Raw genomic sequence first — 16837 nt, forward strand, 5'->3', positions numbered from 1 at the left:
TGAGATATTCAAGTTCCTGTAAATTCTGGATTGGAGAAAAGTTCTCTATGCTTTTACAATTCTCAAAAAACAATTCAGTTAGTGGAGCCTTTAATTCTTCCAACGCTGTTATATCAGCTAATGTTCTTAGGTAGTACAATCCCAGACTCTTTAAATTTACTATTCCTTCAATACCATCAAGTGTGTGGAGGCTTGATTGTGTAATATTAAGTTCATTTAAATTTTTCAAGTTTTTAAATTCATTAAGATTCTTTGATTTTGGTTTATAACCCCACAATGAAACCTTTTTTAACTTATTTAACTCATTAATCCCTACAGTTTTTTTCGGTAATGTACCATATAGTTCCTCTAGATTCTTTAACTCGTTTATTCTGAATTCATTTTTTGTGGTTGTTTCATTAATTGCCAATACCCTTAATCCTTTTAAGCCATAAATACCACTAAGGTCTTTTACAAAATGATTAAGTATCGACAATTTTTCGATAGATGGACACTCCTTTAAGAAAGTTAAATCATCACAATCAAAGTCATCTACATCTACTTTCGTTACATTAAACCCATTTATATATTTAACACTCTCGTTAATAGCACTAGAATCCTTTATGATTACTGTATCTACATCTGAATCCCTTCTTACACGAACATTTCCTATTTTTAATATTGTCATAAATACCTCCATACTTAACAAATTCTCTAATCTAGAATAGCTTATATATTATCCTTCTTAAACTAACCTGCTGCTTTAGTTCAATAAGAAAAAAGGCTTTACTCCTTCTTGAAGTAAAGCACCCGTTAGCCATCCATGCAGCACAAAAAAATGCTGGACCACAGAGAATGAAAATGGTTAGGAAGTGTCAATACTGATACTGACCTTAATCCAGTCAACCGTAATCCATAGACTTATTTTTGCTCTCCTCTTTTTTTTTAACGATTAAGTAGGGGTCTTCTTAAGTATTGTCATTTTTCATTTCTTGAAGAACTAATTTTCATGGGAGTTTAATAAGAAAAGAGACACTTATTCAACAAATCACGCCCAATAATTCAAAACGTTTCAACTAATACTATTAGATCTATAATATCTTTTTAATTCTTTTCTATACGAACTTTTAGAGGTGTCACATCATTACCAAGTGAATCAACCACAGTCACATTAGAAATGGTGCTGAGAACTTGTCCACGAATTTCGCGCAAATATTCTTTACGTAACGCTTGCTGTTCAATCCGTTCACTATTTGTAAAACCTTCTTTACGCTGTTTTTTCGCTAATTCATTAATACGTCCTAAACTTTTAATCATCTTTGTTCCTCTCTTTTGCTTAAATTAAAGTGTACACTTGAAAAATTTGGTTTGAAACAGATACTCTTAATTGTCTGATTTCCCTAAGCCTTATTTTTACCAAGTTCTAATATCGTAGGGATATTTATATTGTCCATTATTAAAGGCTTCAAAGATTTAAGGGCAATATTGTTTGTGCAGATAAATCTTCCTGTTTCTTAAACTGTATTTAACCTAAAAAATTCAGTCCCGTAAGACTACTCCATGCCCCCATATTGGTAAGGTACACCCATATGTTCCCTCAGCGTAGTACCTTCGTAATCTTCATGAAACAATCCACGTTCTTGTAAAATCGGAATAACTTGGTCAACGAAATCAGAAATACCATCAAAGCTTACATCTGGTTGAATGGCAAAACCATCACACGCGCCTTTCACGAACCATTCTTCCATAAAATCAGCAACTTCTTCCGCTGTACCTACAATCACAGGGTGGTAGTTGATAGCGCCGTGTGCCAAAACATCGCGAATGGGAATACCCGTCTTCACGAGTTCCAATGCGTAAGCAGAACGTGGATCTTGTGGGTTTGTATAAGCATGTTGAAGCATTGCCTTTGGAACCGACTGATCGATTTGATTGTAGGATAAAGGAAGGCCAATCATTGACCCTAAATATTGTACTTTTCCTCTTAAATCGGTATTTCGATCGAGTCGTCTGCGGCGTTCTAACGCTTCTTCTTTCGTAGGTGCAATGGACGGGATAATCCCCGGGATCACTTTTATCTCGTCCGGGCTGCGTCCGAATTGTTTGGCACCTGCCCGGAAGATTTCCCTGTATACACGCGCGGACTCACTATCATATGGGTTTGTGTACAATCCCGAGCCATAGGCACCAAGAATTTTTAAGGTTTCCTCTGATCCTCCAGCTGTAAAAATAACGGGTTGCCCTTGTTTTGAAGGTGGAATTGGCAAAGGGCCTTGGGATTGAAAATGCTCTCCCGCTATATTTACGGGTTGGATCTTGTCCATCTCCGCAAACTTCCCATTTTCAGCATCCAGTAGTATCGCATCTTCTCCCCAGCTCCCCCACAAAGCCTGGACAATTTGAATAAATTCATGTGCCTTTTCGTATCTTTCTTTACGGCTAGGTATCTTGTCCCCATAATTTAACGCTGCCACTGGATGAGAAGTCGTTACAAAGTTTACACCAATCCGACCATTACTGATAACATCTAATGCTTTAAGCTGACGGGCTACATTATACGGATAGTTGAAAGTCGTAGATATAGTCGAAACGAAACCAATTCGTTCCGTTTCTCTTGCCATTGCTGTCATGGTAATAATGGGTTCTATTGGAGACGGAGGTGGTTGATTACTGAGATCGTTAGTTAATGCCGGCGTATCAGCGAAAAAGATCATTTGTATTTTTCCGCGTTCCGCGATTTTCGCAAACTCCACAAGCTTATCCATATTCATATAAGCAGCAGGATCTGCATTAGGCATGCGCCAAGCGCCTGGTTCTATACCATAACCTGAACCCACTTGCATCGCTAATAGCATTTTTGGTTTGTTTTCCATCCTATCTAACTCCCTTAACTTTTAATATTGTTATTATCCTTTTAAATTAAATTCTTCCGCTAGCAAACGATAAGCTTTGTGACTAGCTGCTTTGTCAGAGTAGAATTCCATAATCATCACTTCATCTGCCATTGTTTCTTTTGCTAAATGTCTTATTTTCTTTGCAACCGTTTGAATACTCCCGATAATAAAACGATCTTTATTTTGAACTCTTGCAGCGTTTTCATTTACTGAGTAAACGTGCTTACAGGCTTCTTCCAATGACGGGAAAGGTGAATGGATATCACCTGTATGTAATCGAGCCCAATATAATTCAACTGGTCCTGCTAAATAGTTTGCTTCTTCGTCTGTTTCAGCTGTAATTAATATTGTTGATAAAATACTTTTTGGTTCTGACATTAAAGCCGAAGGTTTAAAATTATTTCGATAAGCACGTAAAACAGGAATCGCTAAATGCGGTGCCAGATGGGATGCAAAAACAAAACCAAGACCTTCATTTATCGCAAACTTTACTCCCCCAGTACTTGAGCCTAACATATAAATATCTGGTATTAATGAACGATCCGTACCATCCGGAATTGGAATGATCTTACTAAACGGGTGATCGGCAGAAAAATTCCTTTGGAAGAACGATAACAATTCATTAAATTGTTCCGGAAAGTCATAAGACGATACAGCTTCTCTAGAACGTCTTAACGCATAAGCAGTTAAATTGTCCGTTCCAGTTGCTCTACCGATTCCCAAATCAATTCTGGCTGGATGTAGTGCCTCCAATAATGAAAAGTTTTCCACAACTTTTAATGGACTGTGATTCGGTAGCATAATGCCACCTGCACCTACTCTAATACACTTTGTATTAGCAGCAGCATGTGCAATCATTAACTCTGGAGTCGTACTGACTTGGTTTGCTGTATTATGATGCTCTGCAAACCAATAGCGTGTATAGCCTAATTCATCTGCAAGTTGAATACGTTCTGTGGAATCTTTCAATGTCTGGCTCGGATCATTTCCTTGTAATCTTGTACCAATATCCAAAATAGAAAGTTTAATATCCTTATTGTTAATCGACATATCTCACAAGCTCCTTATAATTTGAATTTAAATGCAGATTTAGTTAGTCTACTAAATATTTGTATAAAAAAACTATCCCGCTATTTACTTAGGTTGCTAAGTAAATAATTAAATGGAGATTTATCGAAGATTTTTCTCCATTTGCTGTAAGAACTTATTTAAGAGTTCACGATTCTCCGCTGTTAGTCCTTTTAGTAATTTATCTTGCTGCTTGCGCCAAATTTGCGTAATAGGCTCACGTACCGCTAGACCTTTTTCCGTTAAATAAACACGACTCACCCGGCCATCCACTGGGTCTTTCTTACGATAAACAAAGCCCTTTTTCTCCAGTGTCTTGACCATATTTGTTACGGTAGAAGGCTCGCAATTCAAAAGTTCCGTTAATTGCATCTGTGTTATGTCATCTGCTGTCCATAATTTGCATAATAAATTATCTTGACCGACATGAAGATCTAGTTCTCGTAACGCTTCTGAGTATTGTCGACGCATCTGAGAGGATATTTTATCAATGTGTTCACGTATTTCATTATCGACCATAAGCAAACCTCACTTTCAATAAATATTTAGCAGGCTAAGTAAATACTAGCATAATGTTAATTATAAAGCGAATATAAAAAGCTCCATGTTTCATTGTACTTTCATCTTCAACTAACCTGCTTCGTTAGTTCAATAAGAAAAAGGCTTTCTCCTCCTTGAAGTAAAGCACCCGTTTGTTGAAAATGATTCAATTAAGATGATATTTATACGAAAGTAAAACCAATTAAAAAAATTATTGCCGTCACACTAAAGAATGACCAATTAACAATTCGTCTTTCTTTTACTGTAAGAAGTTTGGTTTCCATAAATCTTAAACTACTTAGGATAAAAATAAGTCCAAACATTATGAGTCCACGCCCTATGACATCATCTATGATTAAAATGTACCTTACACCAGCAATCATTATTAAAAAAGTACCTATATATCCAATGAAAATATATAAGTAATGGTTCTTTTCCCTATCCACCAACTCCACTCCCTCTCAATTGCAAACCCTTCTTTAAGTATGCCTTATTAAACTAACCTTTGTTAGTATAAGTGTAACATTTCACAATGCATATCTGAGAACAACTTAATCTCGAAAGACTCAAGGGGATATCTCCAATTCCAGCAATAATCGTGTTAGAACGCGGGTACCTCTCACTTAATTATCGATATTTCTAATCAAAAAGATCTCTAGTGCGTACTCACACGCGCTAGAGATCTATTCTTAGTTATGAATAGGTAATTGACTACTATCTATATAAATCGAACAAATGAATATCTAAACGAACTAAGTGCAGGAGCCTTAACAGGGGTAGCCAAAGTCATCAGACCAGCGGTGAAGCTGCTTGGCTTATGGCGAGGGGCGTCCCTAGCGCCGTAGCGAATTCAATGGGATTCTTTATCCCGCATTAACTGGCAGTAATACCCCCACTGATTAAAGGTTCACTTTATGTCAACTTATCGTTACCAATTCTGAAGGTTATTTTGAATTTACGCGTGTAAAATAACTCAAGACTCTTTTCAAAAAAGATTTTTGGATTTTCTTTTTTCTAGATAGGTAGTTATGTCCTAATTTATATTGTCTTGCTTCCTTTTCCAAGTCAGCCATCCGTTGCTTTGCATATTCTATATCGTTAATCGTAAACATTATTTTTCTCCTTAAGGAGAAGTCCAATTATATTGTTAAGGTGTGGCTAGCACCATTCTTGTTAGCCACTTTTCACCTAAATAGTGTGTTGGCGACTCCAATTTATTTTTACCTACAAATTTATTAATCTGCTTACCACTCATTTTTGGTATCATCATTTTTTTTCCTCCTTCATTTATTATTTTTCCGATTAAACCAATAGCATCATTTTAGTCAACTGGGGTTTTTCTTTCCCCAACCGGTGCTATCCACTTTCGAGAGATTCCTTTTTTAATAACTTTCTTCGCTGTTTCATGATCATCATCACCAGCACTCCTTTTCTTGTTATTTTGTTTATATATGCAACACGCAATGCGTGAAAACACCAAAGTTTCTAAAAATGCACACAAAAGAGCACACGCTTCTTTACATAAGCGTGTGCTCATAGAAAAAGAACGGCATAACATGCCGTCCGTATTAATTATTTACAAAAAAATAATTAGCGGTTGGGCACGAAATCATTATACGATTATTTTTTGAAGTTCTAAATGTAGTCATTTTCCGTACCTCCATTTCTAATTTGAATATCTAACTACTATAGGATATCATTACTTATTTCTGAATGTCAACACCTTTCTGAATATTATGTATTATTTTTAGGATATCAGCGTCCAAAGTTAAGTAGCTTCCGCAATGGAAAAAAACGTATAGATCCTTTGAATGATATGTTAGTACGTCGATTATTATTACTTTGTTCTAAACCAAAGTTTTTAGAAGAAATCGGATTAAAGTCGATCAGTCATTCGTCAATTGGCCGGCGATTATCAGAGCTGAAAACGTCCCATTTAGGAGATTTTCTCGGCCGTTTGGCTGCACATTACCGGCGTTTAAAAGGGGATGCTAAAGGGTTGAATGCCAACGTTGGTCTCCTTCGAATCATTGATGGTACCTATATCAAGTTGCCTAATAACGCCGCAAATTGGACGGCAATCTCAAAAGATTCCTGTGGAATCAAGCTACATGTCCGAATTGTCGTCGCTTCGCCCGATAGTGTCTTTCCGGAAAAGATGATTCCATCTACGGGAAACGTAGCTGATTCTGACGCAGTCAATCACATTATCGACGCAGACGGCGCACTGTATGTAATGGACCGAGGGTATGCCCATAAAACAAAATCGGCGGTTGGTTGGAGAGGAATATACAGTTTCTCGTTCGAGTAAGAAAGAATCACTCTCCACTAGTATACTTTTTCAACACAATTGATTAATATCCCTTATTGAACTAAACTGCTGCGTTAGTTCAATAAGAAAAAGCTACCCTTAAAGGCAGCCCCTTGTTCTGCTAAGGCACCCGTTGTTTAAGTGAAATGTTTCACAATATTTTTTCATGGATATACAATTGAAATTTTTATCGACTTTGCTGAACCTTCATTTCTTCCCATGAATAATTTGGCACAGTTGCAATCCACAACATATCTCCCATCCTATCCATATCAGAAACGATAGTATCGTTCGCTTCAAACACTTTTTCAGATTTGCTTTCGTCTTCCGTACTGATGGAATAGATAGCTTCACTTCTATTGGTGTATCCGAATAATTTCTCTCCTTTTTTAATAAATTGAACTATCTCTTCATCCACGGTGATTTTTCTCCAATTTACCTCTTGAAGATTTCGCGTCCAAATTCCACTCTCTGTGGTAATGAATAGCCTATTATTAATCACTTTCATATTCCACGGTACATCCTTACTATTCGGCATGGTGATTTCGTTCCATCCATCATTTATCTTTTGTAAAAGCTTTCTTTCTTCTGTGAGTCCTAACAAATCACCATTATCCGATATTTGAATCACATAAAATGGGTTAGGAACAATAGCTTTTTCCCAACTTTCCCCTTGATCGCTTGTATAATAAATAGTTCCATTTGATAGCACAGCTATATGATTGTTGATGGAATAATCGACGTTCTCAATCGGGTGGTCTAATGAAAGAATTTTCCTTCCTTTACTTTTGGATGTAATACCTGCCCATATTTCTTTTTCCGTAACCGCATATAATTGATCATTCCTATCAAACCAAGCTTGTGTCACATAATTATCAGCTCGTAGTTCTGTCCATTTTTTTCCGCCGTTCTCGCTCCATTCAATAAAAGGTTGATTACTTGTACTAAATTGAGTTGGCTTTTTGTCTCCCCATATGACTAGTTTTTTGTTTCCAGCGACAACCCCCATTATTGCCACCCCTTTTTTAGATAGCTTTTCGGAATCAATACGTTTGGATATTAATCCTCCACCGTATGGTAATTTATGAATGGCACTGACTATATCTCCGTTTCTGGCATTGAATGAAATTCGAGTAAATCGTTTATCTCGATCATTTCCAATCACTGTTAAAATTGGTGTACCCTCGATGTTATCCAATGTAAAATGATATCCTGTTGCCCAACCTTTTCCTTGTTTTAGATCATATTTATCCTTTGCTAGTTGAAGAACATCAGAGCTATCCAATTTGATCTCATCGTAGGGTATTGTAGGAACCTGAGATTGCTTAATCGGTCTAAATAAGGTAATTTTCTTTTCTGAGATACCAATTAGTAAATGCTCATCTGTACCTTCAGCCATAAATTGCACAAACCAATTAAAGCGTTTCCCTGCTTCCCCTCTCGAGCCCCCCATCGTTTCATCCACACTGTTTACACTGGTAAGTATTGCGTTTACATTCCATTCTTTTGCTCTCTCGAATCCAATGTCAATCGCTTCTTTTAGCGTAATTTCACCATCTGAAGCGATTGTTTCACGACCAATCAAATTTACAAAAACTAAAAAAATAACTAATAAACAAGAGATTTTTTTTATGAAATTCAAAATTACCACCATCCCATAACTAAATAAGCACATTAATCACAGGATTAATGTGCTTATTTAGGATGGGGTAAATACTTCGTTATATTCCCTCTTAGATCCAATTTAACAAACAAAATACTCCTTTTATCAGAGAATCCTTCTTAAACTAAACTACCCCTTTAGTTCAATAAGAAAAATGGCTTTACTCCTTCTTGAAGTAAAGCACCCGTTAGTTGAACAAGAACCATTATTTATATGACACATCATTATCCTACTATTAAGACAAAAGTAATGCTGGCTTTTCCATTTATCTAAAAATTATTTCCTTTACATCATTTTTTTGAGGTATGGAATCTTTCGCCATACAAAATGACTTAGCAAAAAACTTAGAATGATTCCTAAAAATGCCGTTATAAGAAATTTAGCCATGACCGGTATTGGTAGGTCATTCAATGTATATTGAAGGAAGACAACTACTGGCACATGGATGAAATAAACAACAAATACATTGTTTGATAACATCTTTGACCAACGATTAGTGCCGTTAATTTTTTCTCTAAATAAAATTAGAAGACCGATTACAAGCGAAATACACAATAACGTCTCAATTAATGATCGAGCCAACGAACCGAAGTTTGGCCCCCCTTTTAAAAGAAAAGGATCTACCGTATTTCCTCCAGAATACAAAATGGTTACTATTAATATTCCAATAATAAGCCAGATGTATCCTACTCTTGCACTCAAAGTTAAAAACCATTTGCGATGAAAGGCCATAATGCCTAAACAAAAAAACTCACATACTGTGGTACATGTGCAAATTCTGTTTGAATAAATCCTAAAAAAGCTGTCCAATGATCAATAGGAAACCATATCCTTGTAATAAAAGTCACTAAACTAACGACCAACCACAGGGAGAGAATCTGATAAACCTTAATGTTTCCATCAAATTTTTTTGTGGTTTTCTTAGATGTAAAGAAGGTCCAGACTGAAAACACAACCGCATACACAAGTAAATGCTCTAAAAACCATAAATGGCCAAATTGCATATCAGGCCATGATGGCCCGGACCAGTTCGAGGGTTCATTACCAAGTCCAAAAAATATATTAACATAGTAAGAAAAAAATGAGATGGGTTCATAATCTCTGAAATTAATGTAATATAAATACATCAGAATAGGAATTATCACGAGAAATCCAAGTAGTAATGGAATACCAATTCTAATAAGCCGTTCTTTTAAAAACCGTTTCGGCCCTTTTCTCGAGATTGATTGAGGGAGAAAATAGGCTGATAAAAAGAAAAACATACTCATAAAAAATGCTGCATTTACAGAGAAAAATCTGCCCAACCAGTTGATAGATTCATCATCCAAAAAAAACCACCAACCACCTGGTCCATAGGCTTGTCCAGCATGGTGAGCTACTACAAGCATAATTAAAGCTATTTTTAGATTATCGATGAAATATAAACGATCGCTCTCTTTATTCACCTATAAACCCCTTTCCCATTAAAAGTTACACTGAGATAATAGCAATGTATTTTTCACCACTACAGGAAAATAATTTTATTTTTTAATCATAGCTATTTCGCATTATCATACTTATATGATATAGATAATAAGTTAATTACTTTTTCCACTAAACCTGCCCCGGAACAAGCAAAAAGAGCCTTTTAAGCAATTCCGATTTTCAAGTATAGCACCCGTTAGTTTAATAAGTAATCACTCATAAGTCTTTTCTCTTTTGATATGTTTAATAAAATTGTTGCCCGAAACAATAATATCCAATATTCCCTCTGGATAAAATTGTCTTTCGCTTAATTGAGAAATTGTACGCCAAACAAGCTTGATTTTTGGAGTTTCTTTATGCAAAAGATAATTCATTGCATTATTATTACTTGAACACCAATGGATTAAGGTGCAATCATGCCTTCTCTTCCCATCATACTGAATAATACTTTCACTAATACAAGCAAGTTGGCCAATGTTCAAAGCTAAATCAAATTCTTCAATTAGCTCCCTTTTAATAGCTTCACCTGCTGTTTCGCCGAATTCTATACTTCCACCCGGAAGACGGTAAAAACTTTCATCAAAATCACATTGCACAAGAATTTCTGTCTTATCTTCATTAACGATAATCCCTTCAGCCCTTAACAAAGGCACATTCACATAACCAGCTCCTTGATTGTTGTATATTAACCTTCTACCTTTCTATTCAAAAACCCTTCTTCAACTAAACTGCTGCGTTAGTTCAATAAGAAGTCGGATATTCCTAAAATGTAAACTAGTTTTTTCCACAATCACAAGATTATTTATCTTTTTTTTGAGTAAAATTAATTTTAGCAACATCACTAATAATCGGGAGGTTAGGCTCTTCTGCCACTTGCACCTGACTATCAACCCATATTTCAACATTTTGGTCTTTTTCAAAATTTGCAGCTGAATAATACTTTGTATCCAACTGAATAATTCCCTCGCCATCATCATTCAGCCCAAAACCATTTCCCTGGATTAACAGTTGAGCTTTATTTTCATCAACTTTTACTATTATTCCTTTAATATCTGCCGAACGATTATATTCACTATTAACCTTTGGATTTGCAGGGTCTTCAACAGATTGTTGATTACAAGCAGATAATAATAACACTAAAATAAAGGCAAATAATAACTTAATAATTTTCATATTATACCCCCTCGTATATTTTAGACGTCAAATAGTCATTTAGTTTCCTTATTCAACTAACCTGCCGCGTTAGTTCAATAAGAAAAGAGTTGCCTAAGCAACCCCATGATCTTTAACTAAGCACCCGTAGTGAAATAAGCGACATTAAAATAAATCACCCAGACTTACTATTATTCCAATAATTGAAAGGGCGAACACTAACAATATCAATAAAATTATAATAGGGGCTATCTTCTTCAAAAAGCCTTCTTCTTTGTTTTTAAACGCCAAATAGCTAAGTATCAGACTAAGAACACCTGCGAAAATAGAGGTGAAAAATAATATTTTTAGAAGTACAACCATCGAAGCTTCAGGCTCTTGTGGTGCAATTGCATAAGAAGTAAAAATAGTTATTGCACAAATAATACTTAATATGGCAGACCACTTGCTATATTTTTTGTTCATTGTGTTCCCCTACCTTTAAACCGTCGTCATCTCTATATTAGAACCGACAGATTTCAAGTTGTTTTGGTTACTTATTTATTCATTTAACACTTCAATCGTTAAACTAATATTACTGGCTCCAATACCCAGTCTTTTGAACCGTATTTTTCATCATCAGATCCTCTAACATCTTTGGAAATTTTATTTTCTATAATTAAATCACGGAACTTCTTACTGAATAAGGTCTTTTTGTATACATATCTGCCGTCGTGGGTCCATTCGGCTGGTAGGTATATATCCGAATCCATATCTTTTAAGTCTTCTTTATCGTAATGAAATGGTCCATATCTAGTACGTTTGATACCGCAAATGCATGGTTCTGGTTCTGTAGCAAAATAAAAGTATACCATTTGAGAACTCCAATTAGGGAGAGTGTGTTTCGGTATAATTTGATATGCTTGTTGACTACCCGATTCAGGTCCTTTATGCACCACAGGATTTAAATCATATCCTTTAAGGTTCCATTTGTTCATTAAGTCTACCATTTTCTCAGAAACTACCCAAAAGGGTCCTACATTTACCATATATCTATCTTTGATTTTGGATGTATCTATTACTAACGGAGAAAGTTGATCTCTCTGAATAAGTCCGCAGACTTCACAAAATGTTTCCTTATGAAACTTTGTTCCTTTATCTTCTAAAAATGCACTTTGAGAATTGCCTGTGGAGTCCAAAACAAATAATGGAGACTCCCTATATTCATCATCTGAACAAATGAAACTAATTTTTTCACCGATAAAATCAATTTTCAATTGTTTTTCTAAGTATTCATAAATCACTTTAACAGTGTCATAGTTTATACTTTTATCAAGAGGAACCTTAATATTAAAGGTAACTTCAGATGTCCTACTACCCACTTCGGGGAATTCTACAAAAATATTATAATTATTAAATATCTTAATGACTTCACTTCGAAGTTTCGAGTCAGTAAAAAATGACATTCCCAGTTCGGTTTTCAATACACTAACCTCCTATGTAACTTTGAAGCACCCCGTTAGCGAAATAAGACAAGATGGATACTCATTAATCGCTGTTAATCTTATCATCCACATTATTTCTTTTAGGTTTGACAAGCCAAATTACGAATAGAAAAAACAGTCCAAAGCAGATTCTATATAACGTATTTAAAACTCTACTACTTTCTTCAAATAAATCTGTTGATAAAATAAAACTTAAACAAAATCCAATAATAAAAATAACGAAATAGCGAAATTTCATTTCTACACCCCTATTAATTAAAAGTTCTTCTTAATCTAACCCGCTGCATTAGTTCAATAAGAAAAAAGGCTTTACTCCTTCTTGAAGTAAAGCACCCGTTAGCTTAATAAGGAACAATAACTTATAAATCAGGTTTAATGTATTCTCCTGTTGAAGCATTAAAGCCCGCTGCTTTCATTTCTGTCCTATCACTATTCCAACCTACCACTAAGATCATGGTAATTAATGTTGGTCTCTCGATTTTTTATAAGCATAAAATTATAACCTTTCGCCCAGTCTCTACCAGGATAAACATTGCCCATTTTCAGTGCTTTTTTAAGCAACTCTGGTGAATCATATTTAATATCTTCTAAGACAATAAAATCCTTTTTGGGATAAGGCGAGTTACCATCCACTGTTAAATCTTTTTTTTCTTCAATTTCCCCTTTATAAATGGTTACCAAAAAATTCTTATGAGTATCTGGTACTCCAAAATTAATATTCCAATATTTTCTTTTCCCGTTGCTTCCAATTGACTTCTCAGCCTTATCATCTAAATCTATATTTATCGCATCTAGTAATTGTGCATTTTCATCCCATTCCAAAGCAGCAGGATATGCTAATTCAATCGCTTGTTTTATTGATAATTCTTGTTGTTCATCGACTTTAAATGTACCTTCAGCTGATTCTATTGAACCAACAGATATTTTCTCAACAGCCCCAATTGAAATTATCAAAAGTAAGACAACAAAAACTATTTTTTCCATTTTCTTATACCCCTTTTAGGGGTATTCTTTCCAAACCTTGTTCAACTATACTGCTTCGTTAGTTAATAAATCTTAAATCGGGTGAAGTTTGAAATTCAATTGATTTCGCTTGATACATTTTATCACGATATTCATAAACAATTACAAATTGACCAACAAAGCCAGCTGGAGAAATTTGACCAGAGATTGTAGCAATAAGTTGATGATCTTTTACTTCATATTTAGTTACACCGCCAAAAGCAATATCCTCAAATAAGTTTGTAGGTTTTATTTTTAAAGGGGTTATATCAACTTTATACACTTTATCACCTATTTTTATTTCGGCTTTTTCAGTCGATAACTTGGTTTTTACGTTTTTATAAATAATTGCTAAAGGGTTATCAACTAGTACGTCAATCAATCCGTTTGTATATCCATAAACATAAATTTCTTGCTGTAATAAACCAGTGCCATAGCCTTGGTTCAGAATGATGATTAACTCTTTCTTTTTATCTTTGTTAATGTCTTCGTAGTATATTTGCGGGGAATAAGTAATATTATTAGCAACGTTTATCCAAAAAGGTCTTGAGTAAACCTCCCCCTTGAAATCAAGTTTGAAATCATAATATAAATCATTCATTTTTTTAGCGTATAAGGTTATATTCTCTTTTCTTGACTTTGCAACGATATCATATCCTTCAATTTCTGCCCTTGGGTTATTAGGGACAATAACAAGAAGAAATGCCATTATAAAAGTAATGTATCTTTTCATTAGTTCAACACCTCATTTTAGTGTTCCCTAAAATGTTTGCTTATTCAACTAAACTGCCGCTTTAGTTGAACAAGAATAAAGGCTGTCTACTGACAGCGTTGTTCTGCTAAAGCACCCGTTAGTTGAAGAAGGTTAGACATTAAAATTACTCGTTTCAATAAGTATTCCTTCCTTATCAAGCCTTTTGTAATTGTAAGGAATATGGCTTAATTTCTCGTATTTTTCATTCCAAATTATATTTACGAAAGAAGAGGGTTCTTTTAAAAAATGGGTAGGAGACGCGTTTTCGTAACGAAAACATTCATTCGGGTATGTTTTTTCGAACCCAAATAATTTCAGTACATCTTCTTCGAATGCAATTCCACCGATTTTAAACTCATAACTGGAATACAATTCTTTAAGAAAACTTGTAAAGCCTGTAAATTCCTCTTTCATTATTCCAACTTGGTCACATTCTGGTTCATCATTTTCATCTCCATAAAACCAAAAATTAACCATTAGTGCATTTGGAGAAACCACTTCTAATTGTAATGTCGCCTTACGTTTCCTTAATATATAGACATATAATCTTAATTTTAATGAGTGCAATTTAATGGTTTGCGGATTTTCTTCATCATAGGGATAACCTCTATTAAAAAAATCAATAATTTCATCAACGTTTTCGTCAACAATTTCAATTTTATTTGTAACCTTTGATAAATTATTAATAATATCCTGTACTGTTTTCGTTTTCTTTTCTTTAAGTTCCAATAAGAAACTAACTTCGAGGAAAGGACCTCCTTGCAACCATTGGGACCACTCCATCTATAATTCCTCCTAAATCATTTAATAAATATACATTCTATTTTCTTATTGAACTAACCTGCTCCGTTAGTTCAATAAGAAAAGTGAGCTGTATTATCAGCCCTACATTTTACTAAAGCACCCGTTAGTTGAAGAAGTTATTTTACATTTTAGGTAATATTGTTGTTAGTTCAATTAAGTCATCTATTACCAAATCAGCCTGTGCGAGTTCATCTTCTTGTGCAAAATCAAAATTACATCCAATTGCAATTAAACCATTATCTTTAGCTGCATTTATATCAGATAGACGGTCTCCGACTACTGCTGCTTTTTTTATACCATATTTTTTTAGAATTGATTTAACTAAACCTCCTTTATCCAACGTTTGTATTTGTTGAATACTAAATGTTTCAGTCACCCAATTATTTAAATCATAATAACTCACTATTGCGTTTAAGTATTCCGTTAAACCATTACTCGCTATGTAAATTGAACAATTATTCTCTTTTAAATAAGTAAAAACTTCCTTTACATTGGGATATAAAGCACCTTTCCCACTTCTTATGTTTTCAACTAATCTTTCCAGAAAATAAGCATCGGTTTGTTCTCTGTCTTCCTTGGAATGATTAGGCAACAAAGCTTCCCATACTTTTGGTAAAGGTACACCCATAATTTCACGATATTTATCAATAGGGGTTACTGTATCCCATTTATTTAATGACCGCAAATGGTTAAAAGTATCATCAAGTGATAATTCTAAAATTTTATCTGTTTGAAATAGAGTTCCATCCATATCAAAAATCAGTGATTGTAACATTGCTTTCTCTCCCTTTTTCCATATCTGAATAGCCTCTAAATTTTAACATAGCGACAGGGTAGTCTGATCAATTCTTATTGAACTAACCTGCCGCGTTAGTTCAATAAGAAAAAAGCTTTACCCCTTCTTAAAGTAAAGCACCCGTTAGTTATATATAAAGACCAACACAATAATTGCATATAAATAAAGTGACAATAAGTAATTATTTCTTACCTTTTAGTTCTAAAAGTATAGGTGCTATATTTAGTAAGATAGAAACAATTGTCAAAAACCATAATGCCCTTTCCATACCAGGTACTACATCCAATAAAGCTGCCCAATCTTCCACTTTTACCCACTGAGATACAAGACTGTATTCTGAACAAAGTGTTAAGGCTGTAAATGATAACCCTATCGCCATAGCAAGCTTATAATCCTTTCCTGCTTTATACATATAAAGATTTATAAAAGTTGCTACTATTGCAATAACCCCAAATATTATCCACATAACTATACCTCCCCCTTAAATTCTTTTATTATCTACGATAGGCAATAATTCCTTCTTCCACTAAACACTCCCTTTACTATAAAACGTTTGAAACGAATTGATGTTCCAATTTTAAATAAACTCCCCTCTTAAAAATGTCAAAAATCGATTTTTTCTTGTTCAACTAAACTGCCGCTTTAGTTTAAGAAGAAAAAGGCTTTACTCCTTCTTGAAGTAAAGCACCCGTTAGTTGAATAAAATATTTTTCAGACATCGTACATTTTCTATATCTAAGCTGCCTAACCCTTTGTTTTCGTTACTACTAATAATTGAAGCTGTCCTACTTTTTTCGAATCATGCTACCAATATTACTCCCAAAACCAATCTTTTTCATCCTAACCTCCCCTTTTCCAAAATTTGATCATAGCTATGATGGTACTATTTCTCTATAATCTATTTTTAGAACAATATTGGTTTTAGA

At 34.5% G+C, this 16837-nt stretch carries 19 protein-coding genes; 1 reads left to right on the top strand and 18 read right to left on the bottom strand.

The annotated features are described in order from the left end of the window. Positions 1–1083: 1083 nt before the first annotated feature. The 6 genes from BMZ04_RS20090 to BMZ04_RS22980 all read right to left on the bottom strand — a co-directional run bounded on the left by BMZ04_RS20090 (position 1084) and on the right by BMZ04_RS22980 (position 5751). Positions 1084–1296: a DUF896 domain-containing protein gene (locus tag BMZ04_RS20090; protein WP_093276740.1), complete on the bottom strand. Its 213-nt coding sequence runs from the start codon at positions 1294–1296 to the stop codon at positions 1084–1086. Between the two features lie 236 nt (positions 1297–1532). Next, positions 1533–2852, bottom strand: a complete 1320-nt coding sequence (locus tag BMZ04_RS20095; RefSeq protein ID WP_093276744.1) for an NtaA/DmoA family FMN-dependent monooxygenase — start codon at positions 2850–2852, stop codon at positions 1533–1535. A gap of 33 nt (positions 2853–2885) precedes the next feature. Next, complete coding sequence (locus BMZ04_RS20100; RefSeq protein ID WP_093276747.1) at positions 2886–3923, bottom strand: LLM class flavin-dependent oxidoreductase; 1038 nt, start codon at positions 3921–3923, stop codon at positions 2886–2888. A gap of 120 nt (positions 3924–4043) precedes the next feature. After that, entirely contained in the window at positions 4044–4460 is a 417-nt protein-coding gene (locus BMZ04_RS20105) for a MarR family winged helix-turn-helix transcriptional regulator (protein WP_093276754.1), read from the bottom strand. A gap of 965 nt (positions 4461–5425) precedes the next feature. Beyond that, a complete protein-coding gene (locus BMZ04_RS22525) occupies positions 5426–5593 on the bottom strand; it encodes a hypothetical protein (protein WP_166462496.1) in 168 nt (55 codons plus the stop codon). Positions 5594–5628: 35 nt separating this feature from the next. Then, positions 5629–5751, bottom strand: coding sequence for a hypothetical protein (locus BMZ04_RS22980; RefSeq protein ID WP_255368036.1), 123 nt, complete (start codon positions 5749–5751; stop codon positions 5629–5631). A gap of 546 nt (positions 5752–6297) precedes the next feature. Between BMZ04_RS22980 and BMZ04_RS20120 the strand changes: the two genes are divergently transcribed. Continuing rightward, positions 6298–6792: a transposase gene (locus tag BMZ04_RS20120; protein ID WP_143128330.1), complete on the top strand. Its 495-nt coding sequence runs from the start codon at positions 6298–6300 to the stop codon at positions 6790–6792. 187 nt (positions 6793–6979) lie between these two features. Here the strand turns inward: BMZ04_RS20120 and BMZ04_RS20125 are convergent, their stop codons facing one another. The 12 genes from BMZ04_RS20125 to BMZ04_RS20185 all read right to left on the bottom strand — a co-directional run bounded on the left by BMZ04_RS20125 (position 6980) and on the right by BMZ04_RS20185 (position 16377). Then, the gene (locus BMZ04_RS20125; protein ID WP_093276775.1) at positions 6980–8434 is read right to left on the bottom strand and encodes a beta propeller repeat protein; all 1455 of its coding nucleotides are present in this window, start codon (positions 8432–8434) and stop codon (positions 6980–6982) included. Between the two features lie 306 nt (positions 8435–8740). Continuing rightward, positions 8741–9157 (bottom strand): acyltransferase family protein, encoded by a 417-nt coding sequence (locus tag BMZ04_RS20130; RefSeq protein WP_255368037.1) that lies wholly within the window; start codon positions 9155–9157, stop codon positions 8741–8743. Between the two features lie 35 nt (positions 9158–9192). Continuing rightward, positions 9193–9900, bottom strand: a complete 708-nt coding sequence (locus tag BMZ04_RS20135; protein WP_093276785.1) for an acyltransferase family protein — start codon at positions 9898–9900, stop codon at positions 9193–9195. A gap of 231 nt (positions 9901–10131) precedes the next feature. Further along, positions 10132–10578 (bottom strand): NUDIX hydrolase, encoded by a 447-nt coding sequence (locus tag BMZ04_RS20140; protein WP_093276788.1) that lies wholly within the window; start codon positions 10576–10578, stop codon positions 10132–10134. Positions 10579–10717: 139 nt separating this feature from the next. Then, on the bottom strand, positions 10718–11092 hold the full coding sequence (locus BMZ04_RS20145; RefSeq protein ID WP_093276791.1) for a hypothetical protein: 375 nt from the start codon (positions 11090–11092) through the stop codon (positions 10718–10720). A gap of 144 nt (positions 11093–11236) precedes the next feature. Continuing rightward, positions 11237–11536, bottom strand: coding sequence for a hypothetical protein (locus tag BMZ04_RS20150; protein WP_093276794.1), 300 nt, complete (start codon positions 11534–11536; stop codon positions 11237–11239). Positions 11537–11634: 98 nt separating this feature from the next. Next, positions 11635–12534, bottom strand: coding sequence for a hypothetical protein (locus tag BMZ04_RS20155; RefSeq protein WP_093276797.1), 900 nt, complete (start codon positions 12532–12534; stop codon positions 11635–11637). A 450-nt stretch (positions 12535–12984) separates the two neighbouring features. After that, positions 12985–13539, bottom strand: a complete 555-nt coding sequence (locus tag BMZ04_RS20165) for a hypothetical protein (RefSeq protein WP_255368038.1) — start codon at positions 13537–13539, stop codon at positions 12985–12987. A gap of 58 nt (positions 13540–13597) precedes the next feature. Continuing rightward, on the bottom strand, positions 13598–14290 hold the full coding sequence (locus BMZ04_RS20170) for a hypothetical protein (RefSeq protein ID WP_093276805.1): 693 nt from the start codon (positions 14288–14290) through the stop codon (positions 13598–13600). A gap of 132 nt (positions 14291–14422) precedes the next feature. Next, positions 14423–15094, bottom strand: coding sequence for a hypothetical protein (locus tag BMZ04_RS20175; RefSeq protein ID WP_093276809.1), 672 nt, complete (start codon positions 15092–15094; stop codon positions 14423–14425). Positions 15095–15236: 142 nt separating this feature from the next. Further along, positions 15237–15890 (bottom strand): HAD family hydrolase, encoded by a 654-nt coding sequence (locus BMZ04_RS20180; protein WP_093276814.1) that lies wholly within the window; start codon positions 15888–15890, stop codon positions 15237–15239. A 202-nt stretch (positions 15891–16092) separates the two neighbouring features. Further along, a complete protein-coding gene (locus BMZ04_RS20185; RefSeq protein ID WP_093276824.1) occupies positions 16093–16377 on the bottom strand; it encodes a hypothetical protein in 285 nt (94 codons plus the stop codon). Positions 16378–16837 lie beyond the last annotated feature (460 nt).

Origin of the sequence: Psychrobacillus sp. OK032, from assembly GCF_900111345.1 — a bacterium.
Classification (GTDB): domain Bacteria; phylum Bacillota; class Bacilli; order Bacillales_A; family Planococcaceae; genus Psychrobacillus.

Excerpts from the sequence above, each read along its gene's own strand:
- BMZ04_RS20175 (WP_093276809.1), bottom strand. The coding sequence starts at position 15,094 with ATGGAGTGGTCCCAATGGTTGCAAGGAGGTCCTTTCCTCGAAGTTAGT.
- BMZ04_RS20170 (WP_093276805.1), bottom strand. The coding sequence starts at position 14,290 with ATGAAAAGATACATTACTTTTATAATGGCATTTCTTCTTGTTATTGTC.
- BMZ04_RS20120 (WP_143128330.1), top strand. The coding sequence starts at position 6,298 with ATGTTAGTACGTCGATTATTATTACTTTGTTCTAAACCAAAGTTTTTA.
- BMZ04_RS20095 (WP_093276744.1), bottom strand. The coding sequence starts at position 2,852 with ATGGAAAACAAACCAAAAATGCTATTAGCGATGCAAGTGGGTTCAGGT.
- BMZ04_RS22525 (WP_166462496.1), bottom strand. The coding sequence starts at position 5,593 with ATGTTTACGATTAACGATATAGAATATGCAAAGCAACGGATGGCTGAC.
- BMZ04_RS20090 (WP_093276740.1), bottom strand. The coding sequence starts at position 1,296 with ATGATTAAAAGTTTAGGACGTATTAATGAATTAGCGAAAAAACAGCGT.
- BMZ04_RS20185 (WP_093276824.1), bottom strand. The coding sequence starts at position 16,377 with ATGTGGATAATATTTGGGGTTATTGCAATAGTAGCAACTTTTATAAAT.
- BMZ04_RS20105 (WP_093276754.1), bottom strand. The coding sequence starts at position 4,460 with ATGGTCGATAATGAAATACGTGAACACATTGATAAAATATCCTCTCAG.
- BMZ04_RS22980 (WP_255368036.1), bottom strand. The coding sequence starts at position 5,751 with ATGATGATACCAAAAATGAGTGGTAAGCAGATTAATAAATTTGTAGGT.
- BMZ04_RS20100 (WP_093276747.1), bottom strand. The coding sequence starts at position 3,923 with ATGTCGATTAACAATAAGGATATTAAACTTTCTATTTTGGATATTGGT.
- BMZ04_RS20165 (WP_255368038.1), bottom strand. The coding sequence starts at position 13,539 with ATGGAAAAAATAGTTTTTGTTGTCTTACTTTTGATAATTTCAATTGGG.
- BMZ04_RS20150 (WP_093276794.1), bottom strand. The coding sequence starts at position 11,536 with ATGAACAAAAAATATAGCAAGTGGTCTGCCATATTAAGTATTATTTGT.
- BMZ04_RS20180 (WP_093276814.1), bottom strand. The coding sequence starts at position 15,890 with ATGTTACAATCACTGATTTTTGATATGGATGGAACTCTATTTCAAACA.
- BMZ04_RS20145 (WP_093276791.1), bottom strand. The coding sequence starts at position 11,092 with ATGAAAATTATTAAGTTATTATTTGCCTTTATTTTAGTGTTATTATTA.